This window comes from Labilithrix sp. (assembly GCA_019637155.1).
GTDB lineage: Bacteria > Myxococcota_A > Polyangia > Polyangiales > Polyangiaceae > Labilithrix.
Window position 1 is genome coordinate 20,351 of the sequence record JAHBWE010000005.1, and the last position, 18,355, is coordinate 38,705.

Here is an 18,355-nt window from a genome sequence, read left to right on the forward strand (position 1 = left end):
TCCCACGCGCTCGGTGGCTGTTTCATCCTCGTTACGGTCCGGGCTCCTCGCCCACCAGGTTTCAGAAAATCGTGCGCCTGATCTCCTACATACGACACACATACGACTCGTCGGCGAGCCTCCGATTTGGTCCCGCGCCGTGCTCGCCTCGTATGCTCTGGCGAGCGCGTGAGAGACACCTCCTTCTATGTCGCGAGCCTCCTCGAGCTCGCCTCCGCGAGCGCGGCCGACCGGCGCGTGCTGTGGCGACAAGCGATGGCGGCGCTCTCGCGCGCGAACGCCGACGACGGTCCCGGACCGCTCGAGGGGATCCACCCCGACGTCCTCGTGAAGGGGGTCAGCGCCGCGCTCGCGGCGGGGCTCGCCGACGATCTCGACTGGCTCTCGCCGTCGGCGGCGGGCGTCGCGCTCTACACGCTCGCGGCCGCGCTCCCGGTCGGCACCGAGCAGCGCGAGCTCGGTCGCCGCGTCCTCGCGCGCATGCTCGCGGGCAACGCCGAGACGTTCGCCGCGATCGCGACGAGCATGGCGCAGTCGGGCGGGAAGGGGCTCGCGAGCCAGAACGTCCGCTCCCGCATCGCGATCGTCACCGAGCTCCCGCTCGCGCACGGCATCGCCGACGGCCCGCTCGCGCACGCGCTCCTCTCGCGGCGCGAGTTCCAGCGCGACTGGGTCCTCCTCCCTTCCACGCGCTCGCTCCCGGCGCGCCGCCTCGCCGCGAAGATCCTCGAGCGCGCCGCGCGCGAGGCCGCCCGCCGCGCGCAGATGGGCGATATGCACGGGATGCGGCCGTTCATGTCCGAGACGGTGCGTGCAGCTTACACGCGTCTCCTCGACGACCGCGAGTCGCTCGTCTGGCGCTACGTCGCGGTCGCGCGCGGCCTCATCGCCGGTTGGATCCCGCAGCTCCGGCAGGAGATCCTGGACGGCCTCAAGGAGGGCCTCTCCCCGACCGAGTGGCGCCGCGCGGCCGCGTCGCTCGCCGCCTACGCCGCGGTCCGCCCGGACGAGGCGCTCAAGGTGATGCAGGGGGTCGTGAAGCGCGGCCTCTTCACGTGGGAGGATCCCGCGAGCGCGTCCGCGTTCGTCTGGGGCGTGCCGCGCGCGATCGAGGCCGAGCCCGAGGTCGCGGGCAAGATGCTCGACCTCCTGATGGGCGTCGCGACGCACGACGTCGCGGAGGCGGTGCTCGAGCTGCGCTACGAGTACGGCGCGTCCAAGGTCGTCGACCGCGTCACGGCGCAGGCGCGCGAGCTCCTCGAGGCGGCGCAGGAGAAGCGGCGCACGATAACGGCCGCGCGCGACGACGGCGCCGACGCGCTCTACCGCGAGATCGGGCGCGACCTCGAGTCGGCCGCGCGCGACGACGAGCCGGTGCGCTCGCTCGCGGCGGCCGCGCTCGACGCGTTCGTCACCGAGGGCGCGCCCGGCGCGTACGCGCGCGCGCGGGAGGTGCTCGTCGCGGCGCAGGGCGGGATGGACGCGCTCGAGGCGGTCGCGAAGGACGATCACGCCGAGGGCCGCGCCGGCGCGATGGCGCGGCGCACGTCGATGGCGGTCATGCGCGATCTCGACACGAGCCTGCTCGAGCGGCCCGTGATCGGCGACCTCCTCCGCCTCGGCAGCGCGGCCGACGCGCGGGCGAGCGAGACCGCGCTCGACACGATCCGCGAGCGCTTCGCGGGCTGGATCGTCGCGTGCGAGAGCCCGGAGCAGATCGCGGACGAAGGCTCCGCGCCGCGACATGCAACCCTCCGGTTGCGTCGTCTCCGCGCGCTCCTCCACCTCGTCGACGGCGACCTCGGCGAGATGCAGGAGCCCGCGCCGGCGCCGAACGCGCGCCGCGTCGAAGACTCCGAGGTCCGCGCGGTGCCGGCGGAGAACGAGCGCGCGCGTCGCCTCCGCGCGCTCTGGCTCCGCACGGTGCGGTCGCTCCTCGATCACTTCCAGACCGATCCCGCGCCGATGTTGAAGCGCACGTTGCTCGCGGGGCTCGCGCGCGCGCTCGACGCGCTCGTGCGGCTCGTGGTCTGCGACGTCGCCGACGCGCTCCTCGTCCTCGCGCTCCGCATCCGCGGCCGCCGCGACTTCGAGACCCTCGCCGAGGCCTCGATGGACCCCGACCTCCGGCACGTCCTCGCGCGCTACGCGAAGTACCTCCGCGACTCGGAGCCGACCCTCGCGGTGTCGTCGGAGGAGGGCGGCCCCGACTCGATGCGGCCGTCGAGGAAGCCGGAGAACCGGCGGCTCGAGGCGCTCTGTGAGCTCGCGAACGAGCTCGCGCCGGAGGGCTCGGCGCGGAGCGAGGCGCTCCAGCGCGTGCTCGTGCGCATCCACGGCGCGCTCACGACGACGGCGAGCGTCGGCTCGCTCTCCGCGCTGTCGACGACGAGCACCTCCGACGCCGACGTCGTCGCGTCGGTCGAGACCTGGGTCGGCGCGCTCGCGCAGATGTGCGCCGGCGCGCGCGCGCGGCTCGATCCGGAGGTGTCGTCGATGGCGCCGCCGAGCCCGAACCCGAGCCTCCTCTCGGTCCACGTCTCGCGCGTCCTCGCGGAGGCGGAGACGACGCTGCTCGAGGACCAGCTCGGCGCCGCGATCGACGAGATGGTCGCGGGGATCCCGCACGGCATCGGGCGGCTCGTCTCCGGCATCCTCTGGGGGCTCGCCGATCTCCCGGTCGAGCGGCCGTCGGCGGAGGCGGGGATCGTCGCGGTCACCGATCAGCTCCCGGCCTGGCTCCCCGCGCGCCGCACGATCGGCGGCTTCTACGTGCAGCGTGCGCTCGGCATCGGCGGCACCGCGTCGGTGTTCGTCGTCGTCCGCTCGGAGGAGAAGGGCGACCCGAACGCGGAGCGGCTCGCGCTGAAGGTGCCCGACTACAACGCGACCGCGGCGCGCGTGATGTCGCAGGACGAGTTCCTCAAGATGTTCCGCGAGGAGGCCTCCGCGCTCATCCTCCTGCCGAGCCACACGAACCTCGCCCGCTTCGTCACCTTCGACATGGGGACGAAGCCGCTCCCGATCCTGGTGATGGAGCTCGTCGAGGGCGTCACGCTCGAGCGCGTGATCCACGGGCGCACGCTCGACATGAGGCAGTGCCTCAAGATCCTCGACGACGTCCTCGCCGGGCTCGAGGCGATGCACTCCGTCGGCCTCGGCCACCTCGACATCAAGCCGTCGAACGTCCTCCTCCGCCGCGGCGAGCAGGGCGTGCTCGTGGACTTCGGCCTCGCGGGCCGCAAGCTGCGCCAGGGTTGCGGCACGGGCCCGTACGGCGCGCCCGAGGTCTGGGGAGTCCTCCCGCCGGGCTACGTCGCGTCGCCCGCGCACGCGGACATCTACTCGTTCGCCTGTGTCGCCTTCGAGATGCTGATGGGCCGCCTCCTCTTCGACGCTCCGAACGAGGTGGCGCAGGTCTCGCTCCACCTCGCGCACGACGGCTTCCCCGCCGCGGTGAAGGCGCTCCTCGCGAACCCCGAGATCGCCCCGCTCGCGGAGGTGCTCCAGCCCGCGCTGCGCCGCGACCCGCGCCTGCGCCCCACCGCGGAGGACCTCCGCCGCGACCTGCGCTCGGTCTGGTCAATGGTCGAAGACGCGGCCTGGCCCGCCGCGCTCGCGCTGAGCCCAACCGGCTAGTCTCTCTTGTTCGAGAGGGGCTCTGCCCCTCTCGAGCTCTCCCCGCCGGGGCCGGTCGCGCGAAGACGCGCTCTACGCCCCGGACCCCCGAGAGGGGGTGGCCCGAGAGGGGGTGGCCCGAGAGGGGTGGCCCGAGAGGGGTGGCCTGAGGGATGGGGGATAGGGATAGGGATGGGGGCTGGGGCCAGGCTACTTACGCGTCGAGCGTGGGCCGCTGGTCGGGCTCTCGCTGCCGCTCTCGGCGCCGTTCCCGCCGAGGGTGGTGCGGCCGAGGACGGCGGCGAGGACGTGGACGTTGAGCGGCTTCGGCACCATGTGGCGGACCTTCGCGTCTTCGCCGAGGGAGGCGAGGGTGGCGGGGAGGTCGCGGCTGACGACGACGATCTCGACCTCCGGGTTCTTGCGGCGCGCGAGGCGAACGAGCTCGCCGGTGCGGCCCGCCATCGACTCGTCGTCGATCACGAGGAGGTCGTAGGGGTGGCTCCCGCCGAGCGTCACCGCCTCGCTGCTGGTGGTGACCTCTTCGAGGACGATCTCGTGGCCGCGTGTCTTCAGCGTCTGCGTCGTGTTGCGGATCAGCGAGCGCCGGAACCCGGTGTCGTTGGCGACGACGAGCACCTGCGGCCCGAGCTCTCCGATCGCCGGGCTCTCGTCGACGAGGGGCAGCCGCGCGTGGAGGGCCTCGATCATCTCGGACGCGGAGGCGTGCCGGGCGGCGGGGTCCTTCGCGAGGGCGCGGAGGAGGACGTCGTCGAAGGGCGCGAGCTCGGGCCGCACGGCGGAGATCTTCCGCGGAGCGTCGTTCATGTGCGCGAGGAGCATCGCAAAAATATCATTTCCCTCGAAAACAGGTCTTCCGGTGAAAAGCTCGAAAGCGGTACAAGCGAGGGCGTAGAGGTCGGTGCGCGCGGTGACGCGGGTGCCGTGCGGGTCCTGCGCCTGCTCCGGCGCCATGTACGACGGCGTGCCGCCGGTGATCGACATGCGGGGGTTGGAGGCGCTGCGCTTCCGCGCGAGCCCGAAGTCGATGAGCACGGGCCGGTCGGTGTTCTTCTCGATGATGACGTTGGCCGGCTTCACGTCGCGGTGGACGAGCTGCCGCGCGTGCACGGCGTCGAGCCCGGCCGCCATCGCGCGCAGGATCGCCGTCGCCCGCGGCAGCGCGATCGTCGCGCCGTTCTGGGCGTGGGCGTCGATCATCGACTCGAGCGAGTGCCCCACGACGAGCTCCATCGCGAGGTACGACGCGGTCTGGAAGCGGCCGAAGGCGTAGACTTGGACGACGTTCTCGTGCCGGACCTGCGCGAGCGCCTGCGCCTCCTTCACGAAGCGCTCGGCGACCTGCTGGTCCGCGGCGGGCTCCACGATCTTGATCGCGACGGGTCGTTGTAGGAAGAGGTCCTCCGCGCGGAGCACGATGCCCATCGTCCCGGCGCCGACGCGCCCGAGCACGCGGTAGCGGCCGTCGATGACGTCCGGGAGCGTAAGTCCCCGGATCGTCGACGCGGCTTCTTCGGGCGAATCGCCGAAAGTAGCATGTCCGTGAATCGTCCGATCGGTCATCGAATCGGGCCCATCCAGCCTCCGAGTCTATCGTGTATCCCGACGCGTTCAATGCAGCGGCCAATTGCCGCGGCCAAAAACCCAAGGCAGCGCTTGTCGTTAGCGACGGCTAACGGTACCGAGGGAGTCGCATGCCCCTGACACCTCTCCCCGGTGTCCCGGATCCGGAGGGCGGAGATTGTGTGGAGTGTGGGCGTTGCTGCCACCACGGTCCACGAACGGTGAGCCTCCTCGAGGCGGACGAGCGCAGGATGGGGGAGCGGCTCCTCCCCATCTACACGGACCTCGAGGACCGCCCGCCCTACTTCCGCTTCGTGAAGAACGACGGCGAGCGTTGCGCCGGCCTCGATCGCACCGACCCGCAGCGATACCCCTGCGCGATCTACGAGGTCCGTCCCGCCGGCTGCCGCGAGGTCGAGCCAGGCTCCCCGTGCTGCCTCGAAGCAAGAGCACTCGGCCACCTGGGCACGAGCGTCGAGTTCAAGCGCCCTCGCTGACGGTCGGCTCAGTCCGGCTCGCGGAGCTGCAGGTCCGCGCCGACGACGACGCCGCTCGCCTCTCGAGCGATCGCGCGCATCGGCTTCAGGATGCGACACAAGAAGTGGGAGCGCGAGCAGCCGTACGAGATCACGCCCGGCGGAGGGTCGACGGCGGAGGAGACCTCGATGACACGATGCGCCGGCACTTGCTCGAGCGCCCGGGCGCGCTCCCAGTCGAGGCTCTGCGAGCCGAGCGAAGAGTCGAGGACGACCGCGTCACATTCGCGAAGGAGCCGGAGCACCTTCGACTGCCACTCGTCGTCCTCGGAGTGAATCACGCCGGCGTCGTCGCGGATCGACGCGGGGTCGAGCAGCTCGAACCCGCGCCGCTCCGGCGTATAGGAGACGAAGCCGTTGTCGCTCAGCATCGTCAAGTGCCCCAGCTCGGCGAGCACGGGGGCGGCGATCTTGGCGGTCAGCGTCGCGTGCGGCTCGTGGAAGCTGCGGAAGAGGACGATGCGGAAGCGACCGCGGAGCCCCGTACGCATCGACAGGATGACGTTGACGACCGCCGCGACGAGCCCCGACGTCGCCGCCCGCTGGACCTTGCCAAGGCCGACGGCGTTCGCGCGCGTGAGCGCACCGAGCACACCGATCGCCGCGCTCGAAGCGGTGTCCGCCGCCCACACGAGCGGCTGGGCGAGGTGGAGGAGGAGGGTCGCGTCGAGGATGGGCGATCCGAGCGCGCGCGTACGGTCCTCGAAGAGAGAAGGATCGCGCCACGTCTCGCGTTCGCGCCTCGAGGCGACGACGGCGAGGACGATCGTGACGACGGCGAGGGGCCCCAGGACGAGCAGAGGCGTGGACCACATCGCGATCGCCATCGAGGAACGCTTCGACGCCGGGTGCGATTTCGAGCGCCGGAAGGAGAAGGGCGAGCTGGCGCTTCGTGATCGCGACGTAGGTCGGCTGATGCTCGTGCTCCATGAACGCGGATCGGTAGAGTCGTCGCGCCTCGTCCGCCGCGCCGAGGACGAGCGACGCCTCGGCGAGGGTAACGCGGTCCCAGTAGCCCGTGAACGCGATCTGGTCGGCGGCGGCCATGATCCCACGTCGGCGATCGTAGAGCGCGACGACGGAGGCCGCGATCTTCTCGGCGCCCTCCTTGTCACCGAGGAGGAGCGTCATCGACGCGGCGTTCACCCCCGCGTACGTGCTCGAACGACGGCCGACCTCCCAGGCGCGCCGGTAGCGCTCGACGACGCGACCGAGGTGCTTCAGGCGCGCGCCGCTCCTCCCTTCCCAGCGCGGGAGGTCGGCCCACTGCCGCTTCAGCGCGCCGGCCGACATCGCGAGCGTCTCCTCGTCACGATCGTATTGCTCCGCGAGCGCGTCGAGCTGGGCGGCGCTCTCGTCCACCTCGCCGACGAGCGAAGCCCCCCACGCGAGGAGCTGCCGAAGACGGAGGTCGGCGAACGAGGAGCGAGCGCGCTCGAGCGCGCCGAGCGCCGCGTGATGATGCTCGGAGCCCGCGGCGAGCATCACCTCCGCGTAGAGCGAGGTGAGGGTCGGGTTCGCGAGACCGACGCTCTCGTGCTCTTCCCACCATCGTTTCAGCGCTCGAAGATCGACCGCGGGCTCGTCGAGGATCGCGAGCAACGAAGGCACCGGCGACGCGGTGAGGACGAGGAGCTCCCGTCCCGGCGCGGTCAGCGACCCCACGCGCGCGCCGAGCGGGAAGCGCTCGAAGTGCCAGACGAGGATCCGTCCGAGGAGGCTCATCGCCATGTCGACGTCGAGCGCGCCGAGCGCGCGGTGCAGGTGGCGAGCCTCGTTGGAGAGGCGGCGCAGCGCATGCCCGAACGTGCGCGAGCTCGGCGACAGGAGCCCGGCTTCGTCGAGGCGGACGAGGGACGAGAATACGTTCGCGCTCTTCTCGCGCGTCGCGAGGAAGAGCTCCTCGGCGGTGAGGGCCTCGAGGACGCGGCCGGCGTAGAAGATCGCAGCTTCGGGCGCGTGGACGGAGAGGACGCGGGCCAGACGCGAGAGGTCCTCGCCGAGCCGATAGCCCGCGTGCTCGTTGGCAAGGACCTCAGGAAGCAAGCCGCTCGGATCGAACATGCCTTCTCGCGCGACCGCGTCCTCGGAAGCCAACGTAGCGCGGAACGCTAGCAGGCGCGCCGTGCGAGGGTGCGCTCGCAGGCGTCGGCGATGATGCGTTCTGCTGCTGCGCCTGCGTCGCGGAGCTCGTTGGCGCTTGGTGGGTCGAAGCGGAGGACGCGGGGGCGGGGGGTCGACTCGAGCGAGACGAGGACGCGCTTCGCGTTTACCGAGATCGAGCGGACCTCGATGCCGGGCTCGCGCTCCTCGAGCCACGCGACGATGGGGCGCGCGGCGGCGAGGGCCGCGTCGGCGTCGGCGCCGCGGAGGTCGACGCCCGGGCCCGTCACGCCGGCCGGGACCGCGCGGACGTGGCGATCGCGGAAGCGAAGCTTGTACGAGAGGAGTCTCATGCAACGTCGGGGGCGTTGCCCCCGACACCCCCACCCCAGACACGGCCCTCGCGCTTCGCGCTCGGGGCGCTTCGCGCCCGCTGTCGCGGCCGCTTCTGGGGCCCCGTCGCCATCAGGATCCATCAGGCGCCGGTCAGGGCCTTGGCGAGCTTGCCGGAGACGTCCCAGTCGACGAGGTCGTTGTAGCCGCCGACCGGGGACGAGGCGACGAACACGACGGGGAGGTCGTCGTCCTTGCACTTCGCCTCGCGCATCACGAAGTCGCGTGTCGTCGCGTCGCCGGCGATGTCGAGGAGCGTGTACTTTACAGCCTTTGCGTCGAGCATCTCCTGGATGCGGCCGAGCATGCGGGCGTTGCGGTCCTTCTCGAAGTAGACCATCACCGGCGCCTGCGCCTTCGCGATGGGCGCGGAGCCGCCGGCGGGCTTGCCGCCGTTCCTCTTCAGCTCCTCGAGCTTCGCCAGCCCCGCGCGGCGGCGATCGAGCTCCTCCTGCGAGCAGATCGGGTCGCCGAGGAGCGCGTTCATGCGCCGCGCGATCTCCTTCGGGAGACGCACGGGCAAGAAGCCCTCACCGACGGGGGACGTGATCGCCTTGTGGAGGGAGGTGCGGACGAGGTCGAGCATCGCGGCGCCCATCTTCGTCGGGCCGCCGCGGAAATCAAGCCGCGCGGAGCCGCACGAGCGTGCGGAGGCTCAGTTGGTCTCGCAGCCGTCGGGTACGGCGAGGCCGTTCGTGCACGTCCGGATCTTGATCGTGACGGCGCCGCGCTTGCAGTCGATCAGGTTGCACTTGTCGGTGCCGGTGCACTCCGCGTCGAGCTTGCAGAGCGGCGGGCCCTCGGTGCAGCCGGTGCCCTCGTCGCACGACGAGCCGTTGAAGGTGAGGCAGCAGCCGACGCCCGCGTCGTTGCAGTCGGCCTTCTCGTCGCACGCGAGCTCGAGCCCCTGCTCCGCCTCGCAGATGTCGTCGCACGCGGCCTTCTTCTCGTCGCTGTCGGGCCAGCAACAGAGCTTCTCCGCGTCCTTCGTCGTGTCGCACTCCTTCGTCCCGCAGGTGACCTTCTTCGGGTTCGACAGCGTGGTGGGGCCCGCGTCGTTGCCGGCGTCGCCGCCGCTCGAAGAGCTCGACGAGCTCGACGACGTGGTCGACCCGCCGTTGTCGTCGTCGTCGTCGCCGCTGCCGCTCGACGAGCTCGCGTTCCGCCCCGCGTCCTTCTTCGGCGTCGCCGGCGTCTCCGCGCTGCACCCCTCGAGCGAGGTCACCGCGGCCCACCCGACACACGTCCCCACCAACGCGAGCACGGCGAAACGACGCACGCCCGAATTGTGCGCAGATTCGGCGCGGAATGCCAACTCGGGCCGACGAGCCGTCAGGCCTCGGCGAGGGCGAGCTTGTTCTTCGCCATCTTCGCGACCTTGGCGCGGCCGCCCTTCTTCACGACCTCCTCGAGCAGCTCCTCGCCGAGCGGGTGGTTCAGCTCGGTGAAATGGAAGCCGACGTAATAGAGGTGGTCGAGCTCCAGCGCGCGATCCTTCTTGAGCGACTTCGCGACGTCGAAGCCCTGGCGCAGGAGCGCGCCGAGGATGCGGAGCGACTCGTCGCCCGCGCGCGAGGCCGGGCGCGTGTCGCGGTTCGAGAGCGAGAGCTCCAGCGACGCGAGGGCGTAGCGATCGTCGTTCGTCGCGCGGTCCATCTTGCAGAGGATCGAGAGCACGACGCGCGCCTTGTTCTCGTCCTTCTTCCGCAGACGGCCCGCGAGCGCGCGGAGCGCGTCGGCGACCGCGTCCGGATCCGCGTCGCGCGCGACGTCGAGGTGCGCCTCGTAGTTGCGCTCGCCCTTGCCGAGACGATCGAGCGCCTCCTCGAGGAGCTGCTTCCGCAGCGCCGGCGCGATCTTCTTCGCGGTGGGGCGGAGCACCTTGGCGAGGACCCACGCGCGATCGGGGTTCGTCGCCTCGAGCAGCGCCTTCGCGAGCGCGGGGACCGCCTCCTCCTTGCCCGCGATGCCGTTCGCCGCCGCCTCCGCGTAGCGCCGATCCGCGGTCGAGACGAGGACCTTCGTGAGCACGCTCGACGCCGCCGCGCCGCCCATGCGGCCGAGGAGATCGAGGACGAAGCTCGCGCGCGCGAAGTCGGGGTGGAGCGCGATCTTCTCGAGGCGCTTCGCGGTGTCGTCCGAGACCTGGAGCGAGCCCAGGGTGTGGAGCGCGGTCTGCGCGAGCGTGCGGTCCGGCGCCTCGGCCGCCTTCACGAGCGTGTCGACGACCTTCGCGCTCGGCTTGTCCTTCGAGAGCGCGAAGCGGAACGCGATGATCGCCTCCTGCCTCACCGACGGATCGGCCTTCTCGTCGTTCGCGTAGGCGAGCAACGTCGGGATCGTCTTCTCGTCCTCGAGGTACCCCAAGATCTTCACCGCCGCCGCGATCGCGCCCGCCGCGCCGGCCTTCTTCTTTTGCGCGTCGAGGAAGCGCTCGACCTCGGCGAGGTAGCTGCGCCGCTTGTTGCCGTCGGCGTTCTTGATCTGCTGCCGCACCGCGAGAGCGGCGGCCTTCGCCGCCTCCGCGTCGCTCGAGGCGAGGCCCTTGATGAGGGCGGAGAACGCGTCCTTACCGCCGAGCTCGGCGAGGGCGGCGTCGAGCGCGCGGCGCTCCTCCGGCCCCGCGCTCCCCATCTTCTCCTTGATGATCGGGACGACCTCTTCGCCGACGCTCGCGACCGCGCGCGTGGCGGCGCGGCGGACGTCGTCGTCGTGCTGCGAGAGGAGGGGGAAGATCTGCGGCAGCGCCTTCTTCGCGCCGACGCGGGCGAGCGCGTCGAGCGCGTGCACCTGGAGGAGGGGAACGCCGCTCTCCAGCGTCGCGGCGAGGCCTTCGACGACGCCCGGCCCCTTCGCCTTGAGCTCGCCCAGCACGATCGCAGCGGCGATCTTCTTCTCGATCGCATCCGACTTGAGGAGCCCGACGATCTTCCCCACTTCGCTCATGGGGCCAGGTCTTATCATCGGGCGATGAGCATCGCGAGCGCGGTGAAGGTGGCGGTGGGGATCGTTCTCGCGGTCCTCCTCGGATGCGAGCCGCCGCCGGGAACGGAGTCGGGTGGCGGCGGCGGCGGCACGCTCGGCGACGCCGGCGGCTCCACGACGGGTCCGCTCCAGCCGCTCGACGCCGACGGCCTATGCAAGAAGCTGGTCGGACAGTGCGGGATCGGCCTCTCGCAGGAGCTCTGTCTGAACGAGTATTTCCCGCTCCGCGTCACGTCGGCGTGCGCCGCCGCGATCCCGAGCGCCACCTGCGCCGACCTCGCGAGCACGAGCTCCTCCATCTCCCAAACGTGTTTCCCTCCGTGCAGCGCGGGCACCGCGCCGGCGTGCAACGGCGACGGGACGATCACGCTCTGCACCGCTTCGAACACGAGGCAGGTCCGCGACTGCCGCGACGCCTGCACCGCCGAGGGCTTCACCGCGTGGACGGGCTCCTGCGGGACGACGTTCGACGGCCAGGTCGCGGTGACGCCGCAGTGCTGGTGTCGCTGACGACGGCGCGAATGAAAAACCTCGCGCCGTGTATCCTGCGGCGGTGCTCGGGCGTCTCGTCTTCGTCGTCGCGATCGGTACCGTCGTGAGCTGTCGTGAGTCGGCGCCGGTTCGGGGCGCGGAGACGGAGGCGAAGGTGGTGACGGCGGCGGCGCCGTCGTTCGCCGACGACGTCGCGTTCCTCGATGCGCGCGCGAAGACGATCGTGCTCGAGGATCCGGCCGGCGGCCGCGTCGCGCTCTCGGCGCAGTACCAGGGGCGCGTGATGACGAGCGCGGTGTCGCCGGCGGGGCAGAGCCTCGGCTGGATCAATCGGCCGTTCATCGAGTCGGCGAAGACGGGCACGCAGTTCGACAACTACGGAGGCGAGGACCGCTTCTGGCTCGGGCCCGAAGGCGGGCAGAACGGCCTCTACTTCCCGCCGGGCAAACCCTTCACGTTCGACGAGTGGCAGACGCCGCACGCGATGCAGGAGGGCACGTGGGAGGTCGCCGATCGGCAGCCGGGCCTCGTCACGTTTCGGCGCACGATGACGGTGGTGACGTGGTCTGGCACGGAGCTCGTCGTCGAGGTCGAGCGCACGGTGCGTCTCCTTCCACGAACGGACGTCGCGGCGGGCGTGGGGTACGTCGGCTACGAGACGTCGAACAAGATCGTGAACCGCGGGACGAAGCCGTGGACGAAGGAGACGGGCCTGCCGTCGATCTGGATCCTCGCGATGTTCGCGCCGGCGGCGGACGCGCGCGTGATCGTCCCGTTCGAGAAGGACGGTCCTGGCGAGATCGTCAACGATCGCTACTTCGGCAAGGTCCCGCCCGAGCGGCTCGTCGTGAGCGCGGACAAGGGCTTCCTCGCGTTCACGTGCGACGGCAAGCAGCGCGGAAAGATCGGCCTCTCGCCGTCGCGCGCGAAGAGCGTGCTCGGAAGCTACAGCCCATCGCAGAGCCTCCTCACGGTCGTGAGCTACAGCGGTCCGGTCAAGGGCGCGCCCTACGTCAACAGCATGTGGGAGCAGCAGAAGGAGCCCTACGCCGGCGACGTCGTGAACAGCTACAACGACGGCCCGCCGGCGCCCGGCAAGCCCCCGCTCGGCGGCTTCTACGAGATCGAAACGAGCTCACCCGGCGCCGAGCTCGCCCCGGGCCGCGACCTCGTGCACGTCCACCGCACGCTGCACTTCGTCGGCGCCCGCCCGCACCTCGACACCATCGCGAGGGAGAAGCTCGGCGTCGCGCTGACGGATCTCCCCTGACGCGAAGGCGCGTCGCGCGCTCAGTGGTGGCGGTGCGCGCGGCCGTGCGACTTCGCGACGGGGGCGTGGGCGTGCTTGCGTGCGGCCGGTGCGTGCGTGTGGCGCTGGCTCGGCTTGGCCTTCGGCTTCGCGCCGTGCGGCTTCGCCGTGTGCGGGCGCGCCTTCGGCGTGTGCGCGGCGTGGCCGTGGTGATGGCGAGCCGGGGGCTTCGCCGCCTTGCGGCCGTGGGCCGGCTTGGCCGCCGCGTGCGCGTGCCCGGTGGCAGAGGCGGGAGCGGCGGCGAACAGGATGGCGACGCTGGTCGCGAGCGCGAGGAGCAGATGAAGTGCACGGCGCATGGCGACGCCTCTAGCAGGGTGCGCGCGCCGCGCGACGCAGAAACGTAGCGGGTCGATCGATTGATCCGCCGCCTCCGTTCGGAGCGGAACATTCCAGCGCCGCGGTGCGGACGCGCGTCCTCGAGTGAGGACTACAGCTGGCTCGCGCTGACGGCGCAGGCGCTCTCCTCGCCCTCCGGCGGCTCGAAGTCGACCGAGTCCTTGTAGTAGACGCGCTGGAACGTCGCCGACCAGCACTCGCTCGCCGTCACGCTCGGGATCTCGGCGGGCAGGTCGCCGCCGGAGATCGAGATGTCGCCCCGGCCCGCGCCCGTCGCGTTCCACTTGCTCACGAGGTGGACGGTCTCGAGCGCCGTGTCCTTCGCGTCGGAGACGTCGGTCGTGCCCGCGATGTCGACGGAGCCCGCGCCGTCGCTCTCGTGCACGACCTTCACGTCGAGCGAGCCCTTCGCCGGCTCGGGCCGCAGCTCCACCGCGATCGTCGCGGGGAGCTTCTGGAGGTCGTACGTGATCTTCGTCGTGCCTTCGTCCTTGCCGCGCGTGGGCTCGAGCTTCTTGTACGCGTCGTTGTCGGCCTCGAACCAGCCTTGCCGGTGCTTCGGGCTCGACTTGCCCCAGCCATGTCCCTTCAGCACAGCGAGCCACTCGCCGCCGCTCTTCGGCTGTCCTTCGAGCGCGTAGTCGTACTCCGCGTCGCCGACCTCCGTGACGGTGAAGCGCCACACCGCCGGCTCGAGCGCGTTGCCGGAGCCGGGACCCCACACCGCCTTCTTGTCTTCGAGGCTCGTGGGCTCGGTGTTCACGATCGCCCAGATGCCGCCGAGGATGACGCCGGTCGTGAGGTCGACGGCGCCGGTGACGTCGCGCGTGAACTGGTAGTACTGCGCGTTGCCGCCCGCGCCGTTGGTGCGGACGCCGAGGCCCGCGCTGCGCTTGCCGATCGTCGTGCCGTCCGAGCCGCCGGGGACCGAGAGCGCGACCTCTTGCTGCGTCGGGATCGCCTCGCGAAAGCGATCCGCGTCGCTGCTCTGATTCACGGTGCAGCCGGCGCCGCAGGCGAGGGTGACGAACGCGAGGGACCAGAGACCACGACAAGCGAGCGACATGGGGAGCGCCTCCATCGACGGTGGGTTGTGGCTCAGGTCATATCAAGGTTCGGACCACGGTGGACACCCCCGAATCCCCCGCGATTTCGGGGGTCCCTCGCGGCGCACGACCGCGATCGTGAACGCCGGTTCGTGAAGCGCGGTTCCGCCCGTGGCCCGTCGTTCACGTCGGCCTCACCGGTGCGAGGTCGTCGCGCTCGTGCTCCGTGGTCGGATGCGTGGAACCTGCATGTTCTTCGCACGAGCTGAGAAAACGGAGCCCGGCGCGCGCGTTGCTGTCTCGGTCGTCATCATGAGCACGCCTCGTATTTCCATCGCCGTCGCCGCAGCCACCGCGACCTTCATGGTCGTCTCTCCGAGCTTCGCGGACGACACGGACCAGGAACCGCAACCGGAGCCCGCGGCGCAACAACCCGCGCCGCCGCAGCCCGCGCCGCCGCCGCCCCCGCAGCAGCAGCGAGTGAGCACGACCACGACGACGCAAGCGTCCTACGTGACGAGCTCCGATCGGATCGTCGAAGAGGAGCGCCACGATCGTCCGAACAAGACGCTCCTCGTGACGGGCGGCTCGCTGTTCCTCCTCTCGTACGTGCCCTCGGTCCTCGTGGCGGCGCAGAGCGATCGCGAGGCGGACAACCGCCTCTACATCCCGGTCGTCGGCCCCTGGCTCGATCTCGGGCAGCGCAACTGCGACGTGAACCCGTGCGGCGACAGCGAAGGCGTCGCGAAGGCGTTCATCATCGCGAGCGGCGCGGTCCAGGGCATCGGTGTCCTCACCGCGCTCTCGTCGCTCGTGATCCCCGAGCGCGAGCGCGTGCAGGTCCGTCAGCCCGCGACCGCCGCGACGAAGCCGGAGGTCCACGTCCTGCCCGTGTCCTTCGCGGGCGGCGGCGGCCTCGGCGCGGTCGGACGCTTCTGATTCACGCGCGAAGACGACGACGCCCGGAGGAGAGCCGCTCTCTCCACCGGGCGTTCGTTCCTGCTCTACTTCTTGGTGCCCTCCGGCTTCTTGTCGGTCTTGTCGGTCGACGTCGTGTCGGTCGTCGTCGTCGTGTCCGACGGCATCGTGGCGCCGCTCGTGGTGGAGCCGGGGTTCGCGTCCGGCGTGGCCGGCGCGTCGCCGGTCGGCATCGTCGCGGGCGGCGTGTTCGTCATCGTGCCGGAGTTCGTCGTGCTCTCGCTTTCGGGGGTCTTCGTCTGCGTGTCGCTGCCGCCGCAGCCGATCGCCGCAGCGACGCAGGTGACAGCTACGAGATGAGTGAGGTTCATGTCGTTCTCCAGAGAGTCGATAGAGAGTCGAAGCGTTCGTGCTTCGGGCGGGCCGCGTCAGCACTCCTCGTGCCGGAGCGCCGGCGCGCGCGCGTTCACGCCGCTTCGCCGGACGATCCACGGTCCTCGCGGACGCGCGCCGCACGCACGATCGCCACGCACGACGCGAGGGCGTGGCGTTTCGGCGCGGCGTCAGCGCTGCGTCACGAACGCGAGCGCTTCGCCGATCGTGCGCGCGCCGCCGAGCCCGTAGTCGCCGTGTGACGCACCGGCGAGGGTCCAGAGGCGCGTCGTGATGCGCGCCTGTGCGAAGGACTCCATCGCGCGGCGCGCCTTGTCCTGCGGCTCGCGATCGGACGCGAGGACCGCGATCGCGCGCACCGCGTCGAGCTCGTAGGCGGGCGGCGTGGCGGGGATCCCGATGAGCACGAGACGCGTGTACTTCGCAGGTGCCCGCGCGGCGAGGGCGAGCGCCGAGAGGGCGCCCGCGGAGTCCGCGACGACGAGGACCTCGCCGGCGTCGAGCGGGAGCCCGCGCACGCTGCGTACCGCTTCGATCGCGGCGTCGACGCGCTGGTCGAGCGCGGCGGCGTCGCTCTGCCAGGTGCGCCCGCCGACGCCGTCGGCGCACGGGGTGTCGCCCTCGAGCGCGACGATGGTGCCGTAGCCGCGCGCGACGGCGCTCCATCCTTCGATGTCGGTCCGCGCTTCGCTGCAGGTGCCGTGCAGGTGGACGATGGGGCGACGCGCCTCCTCGCCGTCGCCAGCGACGACGACGACCGCGCGATCCGACACGACGTCGACCGTCTCGATCGCCCCCGGCGCCGGCGGCTCGAGCACGTAGTCGGCGGCGTGGGTCGTCGTGATCGACGTGGCGATCTCGCTCTTCTTCCCGCCCTTGCACCCGGCGAGCGCGAGGACGGACGCGAGGCCGGCGACGAACCACCTAAGGCGCACGCCCGCTGTTTGGCATCGAACCATGCAGGAGGCAACCTTTTCGCGCGCTGCAACTTCGCCCTGGCTGCTGCGGCAACTTCGGTCTACCGAGGCAGGCGGGAGGAAACCATGCTCAAGAAGATCATCGTCGTCTCACTGGTCGCGTCCATCGCGCTGCTCACCGTCGCGTGCTCGAACAGCGCCGAGGATGCATGTGAGAAGGTCAACGAGCTCTGCGAAAGCCAGCAGGGCTTCCAGAAGTCGAACTGCTCCGAGTCTTCGGACAAGTACGACAAGCTCAGTGACGCCGAGAAGGAGAAGGCCGACAAGCAGGCCGACTGCATCGACGACGCGAAGACCTGCGACGACGCGATCAAGTGCGCGCTGGCGCAGTGAGGCGGTGAGGACTGCAAGGGCTCTACACCCATGCAGTCCGTTCGCGTCGCTGGAGCTAGAGGCCGCGCAGCTTGGTCGCGGCGGCGACGCGTTCGATGGCGACGACGAAGGCGGCGGTGCGCATGTCGATGTTCTTCGACTTCGCGGTCTTCGCGACGCCCTCGTACGCCCGCAGCATGTACTTGTTGAGCTCGGCGTTGACGCGCTCTTCTTCCCAGCGGAACTGCTGGACGTTCTGCACCCACTCGAAGTAGCTGCAGGTCACGCCGCCTGCGTTCGCGAGGATGTCGGGGATGACGGTGATGCCGCGCTGCTGGAGCACCTGATCGGCGTCCGGGACGGTGGGGCCGTTCGCGCCCTCGACGACGAGCTTCGCGCGCATCTCCTTCGCGATCCCGGTGTTGATCACGCCGCCGAGGGCGGCCGGCACGACGATGTCGCACGCGCCCGCGAGCACCTCTTCGTTCGTCGTCGCAGACGCGCCGGCGAAGCCCTTCACGCCGCCCGTCTTCCGGACGTGCTCCATGAGCGCGTCGATGTCGAGCCCTTCGTCGTTGCGGACGCCGCCGCTCACGTCGCTCGCGGCGACGATGGTCGCGCCCTTCTCGCGCATCAGCCGCGCCGCCCACGAGCCGACGTTGCCGAAGCCCTGCACCGCGACCTTCGTCCCCTGGAAGGTCTTGCCCTGCTCGCGCAGCCACGCCTCGGCGACGATCATGCAGCCGCGTCCCGTCGCGGCGTCGCGCCCGAGCGATCCGAACAGGTCGACGGGCTTGCCGGTGACGACGCCGGGCTGGAAGCCGTGGTGCATCGCGTATTGGTCCATGAACCACGCCATGATCTGCGGGTTCGTGTTCATGTCGGGCGCGGGGATGTCGACGTTGGTCCCGACGATCTCGTGGATCCCGTCGACGAACTTGCGCGTGAGGCGCTGGAGCTCGCCGGGCGAGAGGGCGCGCGGATCGACCGAGATGCCGCCCTTTCCGCCGCCGAACGGCACGTCGACGACGGCGGTCTTCCACGTCATGAGCGACGCGAGCGCGGTCACCTCGTTGGCGTCGACCTCGGGGTGGTAGCGGAGCCCGCCCTTGAAGGGTCCGCGCGCGTTGTCGTGCTGCACGCGGTAACCGACGTAGGTCCCGATCGTGCCGTCGTCCTTGCGGATGTTGCACTCCACGCGCACCTCGCGATGCGGCGTCATGAGCTGCAGCGTGAGATCGTCGCTGAGCCCGATCAGCTTGCTCGCGGTCTGGAAGAAGCGCCCGACGTCCTCGAATGCGTTCGACATGCGCCGAGGGTACCCGCGCGTCGCACCGAACGTCGAGAGTC

Annotated in this window: 17 protein-coding genes; 6 read left to right on the forward strand and 11 right to left on the reverse strand. The window is 70.9% G+C overall.

The features are described 5' to 3' along the window. Positions 1 to 168: 168 nt before the first annotated feature. Positions 169 to 3,639: a serine/threonine protein kinase gene (locus tag KF837_11030; GenBank protein MBX3227843.1), complete on the forward strand. Its 3,471-nt coding sequence runs from the start codon at positions 169 to 171 to the stop codon at positions 3,637 to 3,639. A gap of 189 nt (positions 3,640 to 3,828) precedes the next feature. Here the strand turns inward: KF837_11030 and KF837_11035 are convergent, their stop codons facing one another. Next, complete coding sequence (locus tag KF837_11035; GenBank protein MBX3227844.1) at positions 3,829 to 5,202, reverse strand: protein kinase; 1,374 nt, start codon at positions 5,200 to 5,202, stop codon at positions 3,829 to 3,831. 131 nt (positions 5,203 to 5,333) lie between these two features. On the opposite strand from KF837_11035, the gene KF837_11040 reads away from it, so the two are divergent. Continuing rightward, positions 5,334 to 5,699 carry a YkgJ family cysteine cluster protein gene (locus KF837_11040; GenBank protein ID MBX3227845.1) on the forward strand — a complete coding sequence of 122 codons (366 nt, stop codon included), beginning with the start codon at positions 5,334 to 5,336 and terminating at the stop codon, positions 5,697 to 5,699. 8 nt (positions 5,700 to 5,707) lie between these two features. Here KF837_11040 and KF837_11045 read toward each other — a convergent pair whose 3' ends face one another. The 5 genes from KF837_11045 to KF837_11065 form a co-directional block, all read right to left on the reverse strand. Then, a complete protein-coding gene (locus KF837_11045; GenBank protein MBX3227846.1) occupies positions 5,708 to 6,553 on the reverse strand; it encodes a hypothetical protein in 846 nt (281 codons plus the stop codon). Positions 6,554 to 7,849: 1,296 nt separating this feature from the next. Further along, entirely contained in the window at positions 7,850 to 8,194 is a 345-nt protein-coding gene (locus KF837_11050; GenBank protein MBX3227847.1) for a hypothetical protein, read from the reverse strand. Between the two features lie 122 nt (positions 8,195 to 8,316). Further along, entirely contained in the window at positions 8,317 to 8,820 is a 504-nt protein-coding gene (locus KF837_11055) for a hypothetical protein (protein MBX3227848.1), read from the reverse strand. 69 nt (positions 8,821 to 8,889) lie between these two features. Continuing rightward, positions 8,890 to 9,513, reverse strand: coding sequence for a hypothetical protein (locus KF837_11060; protein MBX3227849.1), 624 nt, complete (start codon positions 9,511 to 9,513; stop codon positions 8,890 to 8,892). A 53-nt stretch (positions 9,514 to 9,566) separates the two neighbouring features. Continuing rightward, entirely contained in the window at positions 9,567 to 11,180 is a 1,614-nt protein-coding gene (locus KF837_11065) for a HEAT repeat domain-containing protein (protein ID MBX3227850.1), read from the reverse strand. A 24-nt stretch (positions 11,181 to 11,204) separates the two neighbouring features. Here KF837_11065 and KF837_11070 point away from each other — a divergent pair, with 24 nt between their 5' ends. Together KF837_11070 and KF837_11075 are read left to right on the forward strand one after the other, a co-directional pair. Next, a complete protein-coding gene (locus tag KF837_11070; GenBank protein MBX3227851.1) occupies positions 11,205 to 11,729 on the forward strand; it encodes a hypothetical protein in 525 nt (174 codons plus the stop codon). Between the two features lie 43 nt (positions 11,730 to 11,772). Beyond that, positions 11,773 to 12,981, forward strand: coding sequence for a hypothetical protein (locus KF837_11075; protein MBX3227852.1), 1,209 nt, complete (start codon positions 11,773 to 11,775; stop codon positions 12,979 to 12,981). Positions 12,982 to 13,001: 20 nt separating this feature from the next. Here KF837_11075 and KF837_11080 read toward each other — a convergent pair whose 3' ends face one another. Together KF837_11080 and KF837_11085 are read right to left on the reverse strand one after the other, a co-directional pair. Next, positions 13,002 to 13,319 (reverse strand): hypothetical protein, encoded by a 318-nt coding sequence (locus KF837_11080; GenBank protein MBX3227853.1) that lies wholly within the window; start codon positions 13,317 to 13,319, stop codon positions 13,002 to 13,004. Between the two features lie 131 nt (positions 13,320 to 13,450). Then, positions 13,451 to 14,425, reverse strand: coding sequence for a hypothetical protein (locus KF837_11085; GenBank protein MBX3227854.1), 975 nt, complete (start codon positions 14,423 to 14,425; stop codon positions 13,451 to 13,453). A 292-nt stretch (positions 14,426 to 14,717) separates the two neighbouring features. Between KF837_11085 and KF837_11090 the strand changes: the two genes are divergently transcribed. Next, on the forward strand, positions 14,718 to 15,344 hold the full coding sequence (locus tag KF837_11090) for a hypothetical protein (protein ID MBX3227855.1): 627 nt from the start codon (positions 14,718 to 14,720) through the stop codon (positions 15,342 to 15,344). Between the two features lie 65 nt (positions 15,345 to 15,409). Here KF837_11090 and KF837_11095 read toward each other — a convergent pair whose 3' ends face one another. Together KF837_11095 and KF837_11100 are read right to left on the reverse strand one after the other, a co-directional pair. Continuing rightward, positions 15,410 to 15,694 (reverse strand): hypothetical protein, encoded by a 285-nt coding sequence (locus KF837_11095; protein MBX3227856.1) that lies wholly within the window; start codon positions 15,692 to 15,694, stop codon positions 15,410 to 15,412. A gap of 192 nt (positions 15,695 to 15,886) precedes the next feature. After that, positions 15,887 to 16,651 (reverse strand): hypothetical protein, encoded by a 765-nt coding sequence (locus KF837_11100; GenBank protein MBX3227857.1) that lies wholly within the window; start codon positions 16,649 to 16,651, stop codon positions 15,887 to 15,889. Between the two features lie 108 nt (positions 16,652 to 16,759). Between KF837_11100 and KF837_11105 the strand changes: the two genes are divergently transcribed. Next, a complete protein-coding gene (locus tag KF837_11105) occupies positions 16,760 to 17,026 on the forward strand; it encodes a hypothetical protein (protein ID MBX3227858.1) in 267 nt (88 codons plus the stop codon). Between the two features lie 55 nt (positions 17,027 to 17,081). Here KF837_11105 and KF837_11110 read toward each other — a convergent pair whose 3' ends face one another. After that, positions 17,082 to 18,314, reverse strand: coding sequence for a glutamate dehydrogenase (locus KF837_11110; protein ID MBX3227859.1), 1,233 nt, complete (start codon positions 18,312 to 18,314; stop codon positions 17,082 to 17,084). Positions 18,315 to 18,355: the final 41 nt, after the last annotated feature.

What these genes read in the sequence shown, in the direction of transcription:
- KF837_11035 (MBX3227844.1), bottom strand. Translation starts at nt 5,202, where the DNA reads ATGACCGATCGGACGATTCACGGACATGCTACTTTCGGCGATTCGCCC.
- KF837_11040 (MBX3227845.1), top strand. Translation starts at nt 5,334, where the DNA reads ATGCCCCTGACACCTCTCCCCGGTGTCCCGGATCCGGAGGGCGGAGAT.
- KF837_11045 (MBX3227846.1), bottom strand. Translation starts at nt 6,553, where the DNA reads ATGTGGTCCACGCCTCTGCTCGTCCTGGGGCCCCTCGCCGTCGTCACG.
- KF837_11050 (MBX3227847.1), bottom strand. Translation starts at nt 8,194, where the DNA reads ATGAGACTCCTCTCGTACAAGCTTCGCTTCCGCGATCGCCACGTCCGC.
- KF837_11055 (MBX3227848.1), bottom strand. Translation starts at nt 8,820, where the DNA reads ATGCTCGACCTCGTCCGCACCTCCCTCCACAAGGCGATCACGTCCCCC.
- KF837_11065 (MBX3227850.1), bottom strand. Translation starts at nt 11,180, where the DNA reads ATGAGCGAAGTGGGGAAGATCGTCGGGCTCCTCAAGTCGGATGCGATC.
- KF837_11070 (MBX3227851.1), top strand. Translation starts at nt 11,205, where the DNA reads ATGAGCATCGCGAGCGCGGTGAAGGTGGCGGTGGGGATCGTTCTCGCG.
- KF837_11080 (MBX3227853.1), bottom strand. Translation starts at nt 13,319, where the DNA reads ATGCGCCGTGCACTTCATCTGCTCCTCGCGCTCGCGACCAGCGTCGCC.
- KF837_11085 (MBX3227854.1), bottom strand. Translation starts at nt 14,425, where the DNA reads ATGTCGCTCGCTTGTCGTGGTCTCTGGTCCCTCGCGTTCGTCACCCTC.
- KF837_11090 (MBX3227855.1), top strand. Translation starts at nt 14,718, where the DNA reads ATGAGCACGCCTCGTATTTCCATCGCCGTCGCCGCAGCCACCGCGACC.
- KF837_11095 (MBX3227856.1), bottom strand. Translation starts at nt 15,694, where the DNA reads ATGAACCTCACTCATCTCGTAGCTGTCACCTGCGTCGCTGCGGCGATC.
- KF837_11105 (MBX3227858.1), top strand. Translation starts at nt 16,760, where the DNA reads ATGCTCAAGAAGATCATCGTCGTCTCACTGGTCGCGTCCATCGCGCTG.
- KF837_11110 (MBX3227859.1), bottom strand. Translation starts at nt 18,314, where the DNA reads ATGTCGAACGCATTCGAGGACGTCGGGCGCTTCTTCCAGACCGCGAGC.